Origin of the sequence: Streptomyces albidochromogenes, assembly GCF_005981925.1 — a bacterium.
Classification (GTDB): domain Bacteria; phylum Actinomycetota; class Actinomycetes; order Streptomycetales; family Streptomycetaceae; genus Streptomyces; species Streptomyces albidochromogenes.
In genome coordinates, this window is record NZ_VBVX01000024.1 from 23,756 (window position 1) to 37,643 (window position 13,888).

A 13,888-nucleotide genomic window follows, 5' to 3' on the forward strand; every position below is an offset into this window, starting at 1 on the left:
GCGCTGGAAACGGGGGCGGCATGACGACAGACACGACGACGGGCGCGCCGGCGCCGGCCCTCGGGCAGGGCTACGCCGACGACCGCGCGGCCACCGTCGACCACCTCGCCCGGATCGAGGACGCGTTGGCGCGTCCCGGGGCGGACCGGTCCGCGGCGGGCCTCCCGCACACGGCGGCCCGCCGGGCCCGGCGGCGCTTCATGGAGCGCCACGCGGAGAGCCTGTACGACGAACTAACCGACGGGCGGAGCGAGTTCCTGCGCCTGGACGACCTCGCCCAGCGCGCGGCGGAGCTGATGCCCGGCCTCGTACCGACGAAGGAGCAGACCGAGGAGGAGCGGCGCAGGCCGCAGCGCGACAAGGAGGGCCGGGAGACCGACCACGGCATCTTCTTCTGGGGGCTGCTGCGTTCCGCCACGGCGGGCCCGCACCTCCTGGAGGCCATGCGCAGGCCCACTCAGAAGGCGCTGGCCGCGCTGCCCGGCTTCCGGGCGACCGGGCACGCCGACTTCGGCCTCGTCTCGGTGCGCCGCCGGGGCGACACCGGCGAGGTGACCGTGCACAACACGCGGTTCCTCAACGCCGAGGACGACCTGCTGGTGTCGGCCCTCGAAGCCGCCGTCGACCTGGTGCTCCTGGACGACTCGGTACGGGTGGGGGTGATGCGCGGCGGGCCGATGACGCATCCGCGGTACGCCGGGCGCCGGGTGTTCAGCGCCGGCATCAACCTCACCCGCCTGTACGAGGGCGAGATCTCCCTGATCGACTTCTTCCTGGGCCGCGAACTCGGCTACATCAACAAGATCTTCCGAGGGCTGAGCGTCCCGGACGACGGCGCCGGCTGGCTGCCGGAGCCCATCGAGAAGCCCTGGATCGCCGCCGTGGACACCTTCGCGATCGGCGGCGGGGCGCAGATCCTGCTCGTCTTCGACCGGGTGATCGTCGCCGACGACGCCTACTTCACCCTCCCGGCGCTGCGCGAGGGCATCATCCCGGGCGCCGCCAACCTGCGGCTGCCCCGCGTCGGGGGCAACCGGCTCGCCCGACAGGCGATCTTCGCCGACCGCCGGATCGACGCCGTCTCGCCCGAGGGCCGGCTGCTGTGCGACGAGGCGGTCCCCGGCGACCGGCTGGACGCGGCGGTCCGGGCCGCGGCCGCCGAGCTGGCCAACCCGGCCGTCGTCAACAACCGCCGCGTCCTGCACGCCCACGAGGAGCCCGAAGACGTGTTCCGGCACTACATGGCCGCGTACGCAGTGGAGCAGTGCAGGCGGCTGACCAGCAGTGACCTGGTCGAGAACTTGGAACGCACATGGATATCGAGGAACCGATGACCCCCGACCCCCTCACCCCCGGCCTTCCGCACCGCACGATGTACCAGTGGTTCGAGGAGTCGGCCCTGCGGCTGCCCGGCCACCCCGCGCTGGAGATCGGCGACGAGGTCCTGACCTACGCCGAACTGCGCCGCCTCGCCCTGGTGCTGGCCGCCCGCATCGTGCGCAAGCACGGCGGGCTGCCCGACCGGGTCGCCCTGGCCGCCGCCCGTTCGGTGGGCGCGTACGCCGGCTACCTGGCGATCCAGCGGCTCGGCGCGGCCGTGGTGCCGCTGAACCCCGACTACCCGCAGCAGCGCAACCTCGACATCGCCCAGCGCGCCGGGGTCGCCGTCGCCCTGGTCGAGGAGCGGACCGCCGAGCTGTTCGCCCGGCTCCCCGAGCGCCACCGGCCGACCGTGCTGGAACTCGCCGAGGACGAGCGCGCCGACCCGGACCTGCTGGAGGGGGCGCTGGAGGAGACGCTGCCGCCGGTCCCCTCCGACCTCGGACGCGAGGCGTACATCCTGTTCACCTCGGGGTCGACCGGCCAGCCCAAGGGCGTGCCGATCCTGCACCGCCAGTTCTCGCCGTACCTCGAACACAACATCCCGCGCTACGAGATCGCCCCGGGCAGCCGCCTCACCCAGGTGTTCGGCCTGACCTTCGACGCGCACGCCTTCGACCTCTTCGCGACCTGGGGCGGCGGCGGCACCCTGGTGGTCCCGTCGGCGGCCGACCTGTACGCGCCGGTCGACTTCGTCGTGGAGCGGAAGCTGACCCACTGGTTCTCGGTGCCCTCCGTGGTCCGCGAGGCCCAGCGGCTCGGCAACCTCCCGCTCGGGCGCTGCGTCACGCTCAAGCACAGCATGTTCGGGGCCGAGCCGGTCACCGCGCAGCACGCCGCGCTGTGGCGCGAGGTGGCTCCGCACTCCCGGATCCACAATGTGTACGGCCCCACCGAGCTGGTCATCTGCTGCTCCAACCACCTTCTGACCGGCCCGAGTTCCACGTGGCCCGAGTTCACCGGCGGCACGGTCCCGATCGGCACGATGTACCCCGGCATGGAGGGCGTCCTGCTCGACGAGGACGGTCGCGAGAGCGACGAGGGCGAGCTGTGCGTGCGCGGCCCGCAGCGGTTCGACGGCTACCTCGACCCCCGGGAGAACGCCGGCCGGTTCCTGTCGTACGAGCAGGGCGGCCGGGCCGCCGTGTACGACGGCTCCGCGCCGCTCACCGACCGCCACTGGTACCGCACCGGGGACCGGGTCCGCCGCGAGGGGGACGTCCTGGTGCACTGCGGCCGGCTCGACCAGCAGGTGAAGGTACGGGGCCACCGGGTGGAGATCGGCGAGGTGGAGGCGGTCGTCCGCCGCCACCCGGCCGTCGTCGACGTCGCGGTGGTCGCGCTCCCGACGGCGGAGGGCGAGACCGAGCTGGTCGCCGCCTACGCCGGCCGGGAGACGGACCCCGCCCGGTTCGACGCCTGGCTGCGCGAGCAGGTCCCGCTGCACATGGTGCCCGCCCGCCTCACCCGGCTGGACGGCCTGCCGCTCAACGACAACGGAAAGACGGACCGCAACGCCCTGGCGCGGATCCTCGGCACCCCGGAGGGGTCATGACTGACGCGACCGTGCTGGACCAGTGGCGCACCGAACTGGCCGGCCTCGAACCCCTGGAACTGCCCGCGGACCGCCCCCGCCCCGCAGTGCGCGAGCCCGGCACGGCCCGGTGCACCCGCACCGTCCCGGCCGGCACGGCCGACGCCCTGCGCAAGGCCGCCGCCGGATACGGCGCGCCGCTGCCGGTCGTGCTGCTCGCGGCGTACCAGCTGCTGCTGGGCCGCTGGAGCCGCCGGCAGGACGTGGCCGTCGGCACGCCGCTGGCGGGCGAGCTGACCGTCGTACGCACCGGCCTGGCCGGGGCCGCGGCCTTCGGGGACCTGGTGGAGCGGGCCGGAGAGGCGCTGCGCGGGGCGCAGTCCCGGCCCGAGGTCCCGTTCCTGGACCTCGTCGCGGCCCTCGCCCCGGAGCCGGACGGTGGCCACCACCCGCTGGTGCAGGCGCTGTTCGCCCCGGACGCCGTGCCCGCCACGCCCGCCGGCACCTGCCCGCCCGATCTGGCGCTGGTCTTCGAGGACCGCGAGGCGGAGATCGAGGTGCACGTCGACTTCAGCACCGCGCTGTTCGACGCGGCGACCGCCGAGCGGTTCGCCGGGAACTACCTCACCCTGCTCGCCGCCGTCGCCGAGGCCCCGGGCGCCTCACCGGGCGACCTCGACATCCTCGGCGCGGCCGAGCGGCACCTGCTGCTCACCGAGTGGAGCGCGCGGCCGGCGGCCTTCCCGGCCGGGCGAGGAGTGGCCGAGCTGGTGGCCGAACGGGCCGGGCTGACGCCCGACGCGCTCGCCGTGGTGTTCGGCGACGAGGAAGTGACGTACACCGCGCTGAACACCCGCGCCAACCGGCTGGCCCACCACCTGCGCTCCCTCGGCGTCGCACCGGACGTTCCGGTCGGTGTCTGCCTGGAGCGCGGACCCGAGCTGGTCGTCGCGCTGCTCGCGGTGCTGAAGGCGGGCGGGGCGTACGTACCGCTCGACCCCGAACACCCCGTCGACCGGCTCGACTTCGTCCTGCGCGACACCGCCGCGCCCGTCGTCGTCACCCAGGAGTCCCTGCGCGGACGCCTCGCGGGCGAGGGGCGGTTGCTCGTCGCCGTCGACACCGACCGCGCGGCGGTCGCCGCGTGCGGCGACGCGGACCCCGAGCCGGCCGCCGGTCCGGACCACCTCGCGTACGTCCTCTACACCTCCGGGTCCACGGGCACCCCCAAGGGCGTCGCGATCACCCTCGGTTCGCTGGTCGGCCTGCTCTTCGGGATGCGGGAGATCTTCCCGGCGCCCGCGAGCGACCGGGTCCTGTTCACCACGTCGGCGACCTTCGACATCGCGAACGTCGAGGTGTTCCTGCCCCTGATCACCGGCGGCCGGATCATCGGCGCCGACCGCGAACAGGTCCACGCGCCCCGCGAGCTCGCCGCCCTCGTCGACCGGCACAGCGCCACCCTCGTCCAGGCCACCCCGTCGGCCTGGCGGCCCCTGCTCGACGCCCTCGGCGAAGGGCCCGAGCCGCGCGAGCTCACCGTCTTCACCGCCGGTGAGGCGCTGCCCGCCGACCTGGCGGCGAAGATGCTGCGCGCCGGCCGCCGCGTCGTCAACGGCTACGGCCCCACGGAGACCACCGTCTACGCCACCGTCGCCGAGATCCGCGACGCGGCGGGACCGGTCCCGATCGGCCGGCCCACCCCGAACACCGAGGTGTACGTCGTGGACGAGGCCGACCGGCCGGTGCCGGTCGGCGTACCCGGTGAACTCCTCATCGGCGGCCGGGGCGTGGCGCGCGGCTACCTCGGCCGCCCGGACCTGACCCGGGAGCGGTTCACCGCGCACCCCTTCCCGGAGTACGCCGCCGACGGCCCGGGGGCCCGCGTGTACCGCACCGGGGACCTGGTGCGGTGGCTGCCGGACGGGAACCTGGAGTTCCTGGGACGCCTGGACCACCAGGTGAAGGTACGGGGCTTCCGCATCGAGCTCGGCGAGATCGAGTCCGCGCTCCTCGCTCACCCGGACGTGGACGCCTGCGTCGTGACCGTGCGCGAGGACGTGCCCGGCGGCGTACCGGGCGAGAAGGCGCTCGTCGCCTACTGCGTGCCGGCGGCGGGCCGGGCGCCGGGCGTCGGCGCCCTGCGCGAGTGGTGCGGGCGGGGCCTGCCCGGCTACATGGTGCCCGGCGCCTTCGTCTTCCTCGACCGGCTGCCGCTGACCACCAGCGGCAAGACCGACCGCACCGCGCTGCCCGCCCCGGACGGCGAACGGACCGGCCTGGAGGCCGCGTTCGTCGCACCCCGCACGCCCGCCGAGCGCGCGGTCGCCCGGATCTGGGCCGAGGCGCTGTGGGCCGACGAGGTGAGCGCCCACGACGACTTCTTCGAGCTGGGCGGCGACTCGCTGACCGCCACCCGGGTCGCGCTGCGGCTCCAGGAGGAGTTCGGCCTCGAGATCCCGGTGCGGGTGCTGTTCACCTGCTCGACCGTCGAGACGCTCGCGAAGGCCCTGACCGCGGCGCGCCGCGCCGGCGGGTTCCCCGCGGCCTGACCCGCCCGCCGTGCCCCTGCGGACCGCCGCCCCGGCCGTCCGCAGGGCCGGCGCACCCCTTCGCGCGCCGACTTGCCCTGCTACGCACCGAATCGTCCGTACGTACACGCGCCCCGGCGCAGGCCCCTGCACCGCACGGGCCCCGGAACACAGAGGTTGACCCATGAGTGACAAGCCGGTGCTTCTCGTCGTCTACGACACGGGGAGCCTCGCACCGACCCGGCTGGCGGAAGCCGCCCGGGACAACGGCTGCTCGCTGGTGTTCGTGACGGCCGGCACCGACCACGCGCGGGAGATGATCCCGACGCTGGAGACGGTCGGCACCGTGGTGGACACCGCGGGCCGCACCGAGGCGGAGCTCGTGGACGCGCTGCGGGCGCTCGCCCCGGCGGGCATCATCACCTTCAGTGAGTTCCAGATCGCCACGACCGTCCGGCTCGCCGACGCGCTCGGCCTGCGCTACCACCGGCCCGCCGACGTCGACGCGATCACGCACAAGGACCTCCAGCGGCAGCGGTTCGCGCAGGCGGGCGTCGACAGTGTCCGCTTCCGGACGATCACCGGGGCCGAGCAGGCCGGCGAGGCACTCGCACACGTCGGACTGCCCGCCATCATCAAGCCGGTGATCGGCGCCTCCAGCCGCAACACCCAGGCCGTCACGACACCCGAGGAGTGCCACGCCGCACTCGCCGGAATGTTCTCCGGCGACGGCGAGGGCCCCACCGAGACCGCCGTGATGCTGGAGGAGCTGCTGGTCGGCCGGGACACCCCGGTGCCCTGGGGCGACTACATCGCGGTGGACTGCGTCGCCGACGGCGACGACGTCCGTCCGGTCTTCGTCACCAGCAAGTTCGCGCTGGCCGAGCCGTTCCGCGAGCGCGGCGGCTACGGCGGCTTCTCCGTCGTCCCCGAGGACGAGGAGCGCGCCGTACGCGACCTGGCGTGCCGCGCCGTGCGCGCCCTGAACATCCACGGCGTCGCCGACGTCGAGATCAAACTGACCGCCGAAGGCCCCCGGGTCATCGAGGTCAACGGCCGCCTCGGCGCCTGGGTCGACGACCTCGCGGTCCGCTCGGGCACCTCCGACCCCGCGTACGTCGCGGTCGCCGCCGCGCTCGGCCGCCCGTACGAGACGCCCGAGGTCAAGAAGGACGGCCCGATCGCCTTCCACTACCTGACCGTGCCGCCCGCCGGCGCCCGCCGGGTGAAGGCGATCCGCAACGTCTCCACCCTGCGCCGGCTGCCGAACGTGGACCGCGTCACCGTGCTCGCCGAGCCGGGCGCCGCGGCGGACTGGCGCATCGGCGCCCGCGGCAACACGGCGGCCGTCATCGGCTCCGCCGCGAACCACCGGGAACTGGCCGCGACCGTCGCCGCCATCGAGAACGTGGACTGGATCAGCTATGAGTGAGTTCGTCATCTTCGACCTGGACGGCGTCCTGGTCGACACCCAGGACGCCGAGAACGGCGGGCTCGCGCACATCGGCGAGCTGATGGGGCTTCACCTGACCAAGGAGCAGCGGGACGAGCTCTTCTCCGGGAAGAAGATGCAGGAGTGCATCGACCTGATGGAGGAGATCTCCGGGTGCGCGCCGCCCGCCGACGCCATGGCGCGCGCCCGCGCCAAGTGCGATGAGCTGATCGGCTCCTGGCTGGAACCGGTCGAAGGGGTCGCGTACGCCCTGGAGCAGCTGAGCTCCGCCCTGGGCACCGGCATGTGCGTCGCCTCCAACAGCCCGCCGGAGATCATGGCGGACCGCCTCGGCAAGTCCGGGATCCTGCACCACTTCGAGGGGCGGCTGTTCTCGGCGTACGACATCGACGCCTGGAAGCCGGACCCGAAGCTCTTCCTGTGGGCGGCCGCCGAATGCGGCGCCGACGTGGACGACTGCGTCGTCGTCGAGGACAGCCCGGTCGGCGTGGACGCCGCGCTCGCCGCCGGCATGCGGGTCCTCCAGTACACCGCAGATCCGGCCGTCGGCCCGCACCGCGACGGCGCCCTCGCCTTCCCCTCCATGCGGGAACTGCCCCGCCTGGTCCGCGACGCGCACCGGCTCGCGGCCCCCTCCTCGCTCGCCACCGCTCACCTCGGAGGTACTTCGTGAACAAGCCCCGCAAGATCATGGTCCTGGGCGCCGGCGACATCGGCCGCCGCGCCTTCCACGAGCTCGCCCACAGCGCCGCCGACCGGCACGTGCAGCTCGTCGGCCGGGACGAGGAAGTGGTGCTGCGCGCCGCCAACCTGACCCGCTTCTGCGCGGTGCAGCGGGGATACGCGCCCACCGTCAGCCACGCCGTCACCGACCTGACGGACGTGGCGCGCACCGCCGAGCGCATCGCGGCCTTCGCGCCCGACGTCGTCTTCCTCGCCGCCAGCTACCAGTCGTGGTGGGTCATCTCCACCCTGGAGCCGTCCGCCTTCCAGCGCGTGTACGCCGCCAACTACGGCCCGTGGCTGCCGATGCACCTGGTCCCGGTGATGAAGGCCATGGAGGCCGTCAAGCTCTCCGGCACCGAGGCCGTCGTCGTCAACGCCGCCTACCCGGACGCCGTGCACCCGGCGCTCGCCGCGATCGGCCTGTCGCCCGACATCGGCATCGGCAACGTCGCCAACAACGTGCCCGGCATCACCGCCGCCGTCGCCGACGAGCTCGGCCGCAGCACGGCGGACATCGACGTGCGGCTCGTCGCCCACCACTACGTCTCGCACCGCCTGTCGCGCCACGGCAACAGCGGCCCCGCCGCCATGGGCCTGGGCATCCGCGTCGACGGCCGCGACATCACCGCGGAGCTGGACGTCGAGGCGCTGCTGAACCGGCTTCCCGGCCAGTACCGCCGCACCGGCGGCATGCCGGGGCAGACCATGACGGCCGCCTCGGCCCTCAGCGTCCTGGAGCCGCTGGCCGACGAGCGCGACGCCGTCGTGCACGCGCCCGGCGCGGACGGCGCGCTCGGCGGGTTCCCGGTGGCGATCGAGTCGGGCAAGTTCCGGCCGCTGCTGCCGGACGGCATGACCGAGGAGGAGGCCCACGCCATCAACGTCTCCGGCCAGGTGCAGGACGGCATCCGCGAGATACGCCCCGACGGCACCGTCGTCTTCGAGCCGGCCGCCATGGCGATCATGACCGAGGAACTCGGGTACGACTGCCCCGAGATGAAGCTGTCGGAGGCGGAGGGCCGCGCCCGGGAGATCGGCGAGCGGTTCGCGGCGTACCGCGCCCGGACGGCCGGGTGACGGCGGCCGGCGGCGCCCGGGCGGCGTCCGGAGGCCGGCGCACGCCGGCCCCGCGCACGCCGCCCGGCCGCCGGACGGCCCGGCGGGACGACACCATCACCACAGAGAAGGCGCAGGGGAAGCTGTGAAGCTGTTGTTGCTCGGCGGTACCGACTTTGGAGGCCGCGCGGTCGCCGAGGCCGCGCGCGACCGGGGCTGGGAGGTCACCGTCTTCCACCGGGGCGAACACCCGGCGCCGGCCGGTGTGCGCGTCCTGCGCGGGGACCGCACCGCGTCCGACGGGCTCGCCGCCCTCGCCGGCGGCTCGTGGGACGCGGTCGTCGACACCTGGTCGGCCGGCCCGGCCGCCGTGCGCGACACGGCCCGGCTGCTGTCCGGCCGGGCCGGCCGCTACGCGTTCGTCTCCAGCCGCTCGGTGTACGCCTGGCCCGCACCGGCGGGTCTCGACGAGGACGGGCCGCTGGCCGAGGGCGACCCCGACGCCGACGCGACGGAGTACCCGGCGGACAAGCGCGGCGCGGAACTGGCCGTGCTCCGCGAGTTCGGCGAGGAGCGCACCCTGATCGTCCGGGCCGGGCTCATCCTCGGCCCGCGCGAGACCCCCGGCCGTCTGACCTGGTGGCTGGATCGGGTGGCCCGGGGCGGCCGGGTCCTCGCGCCCGGCCCGCGCGACACCCCGCTCCAGTACGTCGACGCCCGCGACCTCGCGGCCTGGCTGCTCGACGGCCTGGACGCCGGGCTGCACGGCCCGTACAACATGGTCGGCCCGCCGGGGCACACCACGATGGGCGGCCTCCTCGACGCGTGCCTGCGGGTCACCGGCTCGGACGCCGAGCTGTGCTGGACGCCGCCCGAGGCCGTCGAGGCGGCCGGCGTCGAGGCGTGGAGCGAGCTGCCGATCTGGGCGCCGCCGGGCAGCGAGCTGCACGCGGCGGTGCACGCGGGCGACGTGTCCCGGGCGCTGGCGACCGGCCTGCGGTGCCGTCCGGTGCTCGACACGGTGCGGGACACCTGGGCCTGGCGGCAGGCGCTGCCCGACGGCGTCGCACCGCCGCTCGCCGACGGAGTCCCGGCGGAGAAGGAGGCGCGGGCCCTGGCGGGCGAGGCCGCCGGATCCGGCCCGTCCGGCGCCTGAGGGCGGGCCGGCGGCGCACGCGCGGCAGAAAGATGGCCGATGCACGGATCTTGACGGGAGGCGGCCCCCGGCATAGCGTCCGCAGGACTGAGCAACCGCTTGGAGAGGTCGGTCCGTGCCGAACAACGATCCGCTGCGCGCCGAAGCGGCGCTGACCGCACCCGGGGCGCCCTTCGAGGTGGTGCGCGGCGAGGACGGCGGCCCGCTGTACGCCACCGGGCCCCGGACGCTGCGCGAGTTCGTCGAGGCGACCTGGGCGTACGGGGACCGGCCGTTCCTGGTCGCGGAGAGCGGGACGTACACGTACGGCGAGTTCTTCGCGGCGGCCTGCGCCCTGGCCCGCCGGTTCGCCGACGTGCACGGGCTGGTGCCCGGCGACCGGGCCGTCATCGCCATGCGCAACCACCCCGAGTGGCAAGTCGCCTTCTGGGCCGCCCAGCTGGCCGGGCTCGTCGCCGTGCCGCTCAACGCCTGGTGGACCGAGGCGGAGGTCGCGTACGCGCTGGACGACTGCACGCCCCGCGTGCTGCTCGTCGACGGCGAGCGCCTCCCCCGGGTCGAGCCGTGGGTCGCGGGCCGCGAGGAGCCGCCCACCGTGGTGGTGTTCCACGGCGACGCGGGGGAGTGGGGCGAGGCGTACGAGGGGATCCGGGCGGCCGATCCGTTGCTGGGGCCGCCGGACGTCGACGTACGGCCCGAGGACGACGCCACGATCATCTACACCTCCGGCACCACCGGCCGCCCCAAGGGCGCCGTGGCCACCCACCTCGCCCAGACCGGCGCCGCCACCCACCCCCGCTTCCACGCCGCGCTCTCCGCGCTCGGGCGCGGCCGGATCCCGGGGCAGGGGCCCGCCCCCGTGTCGCTCATGACGTTCCCCTTCTTCCACGTGGCCGCCTTCACCGCGCTGTACTCCGTCATGGCGGCCGGCGGTGCCCTCGTCCTCATGCGCAAGTGGGACGCCGGCCGGGCGCTCGCGCTCATCCGCGAACACCGCGTCACGCACTACGCCGGCGTGCCGGCCACCGCCCTGCAACTGCTGGACGCCGCCGAGGCCGCCGGGGACGGCCTGGAGAGCCTCGCGATGCTCAACACCGGCGGGGCCGCCGCGCCCGCCGGTCTCGTCGCCCGCCTCACCGCCGGCTACGGCGAGCGCGTCGAGCCGCGCAACGGCTACGGGCTCACCGAGACCAGCGGCGGCGTGATGGCCAACTTCGGCGCGTCCTACCGCGCGGACCCCGGCAGCGTCGGCCGCCCCGCACCGGGCACCGACGTACGCGTCGCCGGGCCGCAGGGGCAGCCGCTGCCCGAGGGCGAGGTCGGCGAGCTGTGGCTGCGCGGGCAGTCGCTGTTCCGCGGGTACTGGAACGACCCCGAGGCCACCGCCCGGGCCTTCGCCGACGGCGGGTGGTTCAGGACCGGGGACCTCGCGACCGTGCGCGACGGCCGGGTCGCCATCGTCGACCGCATCAAGGACATGGTCGTCCGGGGCGGCGAGAACGTGTACTGCGCCGAGGTGGAGAGCGTGCTGCACGCCCACCCGGACGTGCTCGACGCCGCCGTGCTCGGTGTCGGCCACCCCGTCCTGGGCGAGGAGGTCGCCGCCGTCGTGCAGCGGCGGCCCGGCGCCACGGCCGGTGCGGACGAACTGCGCGCGCACGTCGGCGGGCGGCTCGCCGCGTTCAAGGTGCCCGCGCACGTGCTCGTACGGGACGAACCCCTGCCGCGCAACGCCACCGGCAAGGTCCTCAAGCGGGAACTGCGCACCGCGGCCGGCCTGTTCGCCGGCGGTGGGTCGACCGGCGGCGGGTGAAGCGCCGCGGCCGGCTAGCGCCGGTCGACGCGGACCCGGTAGTTGCCGCGCCCGTCCTCCTCGCCCACCGAGATCCGGACCCCGTACTGCCGGTCCCGGAACGACTCGCCCTCCTCGAACGGAGCGTCCGACAGCTCCGCGTGCACATTGGGCTGGCGCGTGCAGCCCCCGCTGTCGCGCTCGCTGTCGGCGACGGTGACGGGGCCGTTGCCCGTGTCCACGTCGGCGTCGACGCGGTAGATCAGCACACCCGGCTTGCACACGGCGTCGTCGTTGCCCGCCCGGGTGCGCACCTCGACGGCGTACCCCGTCCGTTCCGTCAGGGGTACGAAGACCAGCTTCGCCCGGTCGCCGGCGTCGCGGGCGGCGAGCGGCGCCAGGACGTGCTCGGTGGTGCCGCGCGCGGACGCGCAGCGGATCTGCTCGCCGTCGAGCCAGCCCAGCTTCCACTTGTGCCAGCCCAGCAGGTCGTTGTTGGCGCCCCAGTCCTCGGACATGATGTCCCAGTGCCCGACCGCCCCGCCGCCGTCCACGGTGTAGAGGTCCGGCAGTCCGAAGACGTGGCCGTTCTCGTGCGGCAGCACCCGGAAGCCCGTCTCGCCGTACGATCCGGACCCGTCGTCCTGGCGGCTGTAGACGAACGAGGTGTTGGCGAGCGGGACGCCGTCGGCGCGCGGCGCGTCGTCGTGCCCGGAGAAGGTGACGGACAGGACGGTGTCCAGGGCCGAGGGCCCGGCGTTGGGCGTGACGAGGATGTTCACCAGGTCGTACGCGCGGAAGTCCACCCGGTCGTCGGTCTCCGCGATGATGTCCTGCACGAGATTGCGGTAGCCCGGTTCGTACGGCGAGCCGCGGTCTATCCCGTACGCCGCGAAGGGCAGCGGCATCCGTACCCAGTCGGTGAACGGCGTGACGGGCCGGTAGCGCAGCCGCCCGTACGAACTGGTCGCGAACCACCGCGTCGTCTGCGGGAAGAACTCCTCGAACCGGTCGCGCGCCGGGCCCTTCCCCGGGGCGTCCACGAAGTCGATCATGAGGGTGAGGGCGCGTACGTCGCCCGTCGAGCGGGCGTACCCGGGCGGCGTCGGCAGCCCCTCCGACATCTGTACGCCCATGGTGCCCGCTATCCGGCACGGCTTGAGGGCGGCCTCGTCGGGCACGGAGACGGCCTGGTCGGCACCGGACACCGGGCCGGACGCGGCGTTGGAACCGCCGGCGAGGGGCGAACCGGCCGAGGTCACGGAGGTGAGGGCCAGGCCGGTGAGGACGGCGACGCTGACGATGTGGCGGGGCTTGCGTATCCGGGGGCGGGTCCGCTGCATAGATTCGCCTTCGGGTCCGCGGCAGCCGGCCGTCCCAGACTGCTCTCGTTCGATCACCCTGTGCCGGGGGCCGTCCGGGCGCCCGCTGGGTGGCCCGATCGTGCGAATTTCCGGCCCGCGCTGTGATCCGGCTCACATGTGCTCCGGGAGGAAATAACCGGGGACGCTCTCCCCGTTTGCAACAGTGTTCGCCGAACCGGGGACTCGGTCCCCGGTTCACCCGATCACGTACGAGAGGAAGCGCCGTGGCCACCGTCACCCGCACCGAAACCGCCGCCCGGCGCCGTGCCCCGCGCCCGCGGGCCGACGCCCTGCGCAACCGGGAGCGGATCGTCGCGGCCGCGCGCGAGATGTTCGTCGAGTTCGGCCCGGAGGTCCCGCTCGACGAGATCGCCCGCCGTGCGGGCGTCGGCAACGCGACGCTGTACCGGCACTTCCCCGACCGCGACGAGCTGATCCACCACGTGGTCGTCTCCGTCATGTCCCGCACCACCGACCAGGCCGAGGCGGCCGGCGCCGAGGAGGCCGACGCGTTCGACGCGCTGCGCCGCTTCGTCCACGCGGCCGCCGACGAGCGCATCGGCGCCCTGTGCCCCATGCTCTCCGGCGCCTTCGACAAGGAGCACCCGGAACTGCTCGCCGCGCGCAACCGCCTGGAAGGGGCCGTCGACGGCCTCATGGAGCGCGCGCGGCGGTCCGGGCGGCTCCGTGACGACGTGGCCGTAGGCGATCTGCTGGTCGGCCTCTCCCAGCTCACCCGGCCCCTGCCGGGCAGTGCCTGCACGCACTTCGACCAGTTCGTGCACCGGCACCTGCAAATCTTCCTCGACGGCCTGGAGGCGCCGGCGCGTTCCGTTCTCCCCGGCTCACCCGCGACCTTGGAGGACCTGCGCCGGGAGTCCTGACTCCCACCCGCC

At 74.5% G+C, this 13,888-nt stretch carries 10 protein-coding genes; 9 read left to right on the forward strand and 1 reads right to left on the reverse strand.

Annotated elements, in window-relative coordinates:
• Positions 1-20 precede the first annotated feature (20 nt).
• The 8 genes from E2E34_RS05575 to E2E34_RS05610 all read left to right on the forward strand — a co-directional run bounded on the left by E2E34_RS05575 (position 21) and on the right by E2E34_RS05610 (position 11,649).
• Positions 21-1,334, forward strand: a complete 1,314-nt coding sequence (locus E2E34_RS05575) for an enoyl-CoA hydratase/isomerase family protein (RefSeq protein ID WP_138900785.1) — start codon at positions 21-23, stop codon at positions 1,332-1,334.
• On the forward strand, positions 1,313-2,935 hold the full coding sequence (locus E2E34_RS05580; protein WP_244315524.1) for an AMP-binding protein: 1,623 nt from the start codon (positions 1,313-1,315) through the stop codon (positions 2,933-2,935). The genes E2E34_RS05575 and E2E34_RS05580 overlap by 22 nt, the downstream gene beginning before the upstream one ends.
• Positions 2,932-5,466 (forward strand): non-ribosomal peptide synthetase, encoded by a 2,535-nt coding sequence (locus tag E2E34_RS05585; RefSeq protein WP_138900786.1) that lies wholly within the window; start codon positions 2,932-2,934, stop codon positions 5,464-5,466. The genes E2E34_RS05580 and E2E34_RS05585 overlap by 4 nt, the downstream gene beginning before the upstream one ends.
• A 163-nt stretch (positions 5,467-5,629) precedes the next feature.
• Entirely contained in the window at positions 5,630-6,877 is a 1,248-nt protein-coding gene (locus E2E34_RS05590) for an ATP-grasp domain-containing protein (RefSeq protein ID WP_138900787.1), read from the forward strand.
• The gene (locus tag E2E34_RS05595) at positions 6,870-7,571 is read left to right on the forward strand and encodes an HAD-IA family hydrolase (RefSeq protein WP_138900788.1); all 702 of its coding nucleotides are present in this window, start codon (positions 6,870-6,872) and stop codon (positions 7,569-7,571) included. The genes E2E34_RS05590 and E2E34_RS05595 overlap by 8 nt, the downstream gene beginning before the upstream one ends.
• Positions 7,568-8,701, forward strand: coding sequence for a hypothetical protein (locus tag E2E34_RS05600; RefSeq protein ID WP_138900789.1), 1,134 nt, complete (start codon positions 7,568-7,570; stop codon positions 8,699-8,701). Before E2E34_RS05595 ends, E2E34_RS05600 begins: the two co-directional genes overlap by 4 nt.
• A 124-nt stretch (positions 8,702-8,825) precedes the next feature.
• On the forward strand, positions 8,826-9,836 hold the full coding sequence (locus tag E2E34_RS05605) for an NAD-dependent epimerase/dehydratase family protein (RefSeq protein ID WP_167518219.1): 1,011 nt from the start codon (positions 8,826-8,828) through the stop codon (positions 9,834-9,836).
• Between the two features lie 115 nt (positions 9,837-9,951).
• On the forward strand, positions 9,952-11,649 hold the full coding sequence (locus tag E2E34_RS05610; RefSeq protein WP_208765155.1) for a class I adenylate-forming enzyme family protein: 1,698 nt from the start codon (positions 9,952-9,954) through the stop codon (positions 11,647-11,649).
• 14 nt (positions 11,650-11,663) lie between these two features.
• Here E2E34_RS05610 and E2E34_RS05615 read toward each other — a convergent pair whose 3' ends face one another.
• Positions 11,664-12,971 carry a M6 family metalloprotease domain-containing protein gene (locus tag E2E34_RS05615; protein ID WP_138900790.1) on the reverse strand — a complete coding sequence of 436 codons (1,308 nt, stop codon included), beginning with the start codon at positions 12,969-12,971 and terminating at the stop codon, positions 11,664-11,666.
• 245 nt (positions 12,972-13,216) lie between these two features.
• Here E2E34_RS05615 and E2E34_RS05620 point away from each other — a divergent pair, with 245 nt between their 5' ends.
• Positions 13,217-13,876 (forward strand): TetR/AcrR family transcriptional regulator, encoded by a 660-nt coding sequence (locus E2E34_RS05620; protein WP_138900791.1) that lies wholly within the window; start codon positions 13,217-13,219, stop codon positions 13,874-13,876.
• Positions 13,877-13,888 lie beyond the last annotated feature (12 nt).

What these genes read in the sequence shown, in the direction of transcription:
- E2E34_RS05615 (WP_138900790.1), bottom strand. Translation starts at nt 12,971, where the DNA reads ATGCAGCGGACCCGCCCCCGGATACGCAAGCCCCGCCACATCGTCAGC.
- E2E34_RS05575 (WP_138900785.1), top strand. Translation starts at nt 21, where the DNA reads ATGACGACAGACACGACGACGGGCGCGCCGGCGCCGGCCCTCGGGCAG.
- E2E34_RS05580 (WP_244315524.1), top strand. Translation starts at nt 1,313, where the DNA reads ATGGATATCGAGGAACCGATGACCCCCGACCCCCTCACCCCCGGCCTT.
- E2E34_RS05585 (WP_138900786.1), top strand. Translation starts at nt 2,932, where the DNA reads ATGACTGACGCGACCGTGCTGGACCAGTGGCGCACCGAACTGGCCGGC.
- E2E34_RS05595 (WP_138900788.1), top strand. Translation starts at nt 6,870, where the DNA reads ATGAGTGAGTTCGTCATCTTCGACCTGGACGGCGTCCTGGTCGACACC.
- E2E34_RS05590 (WP_138900787.1), top strand. Translation starts at nt 5,630, where the DNA reads ATGAGTGACAAGCCGGTGCTTCTCGTCGTCTACGACACGGGGAGCCTC.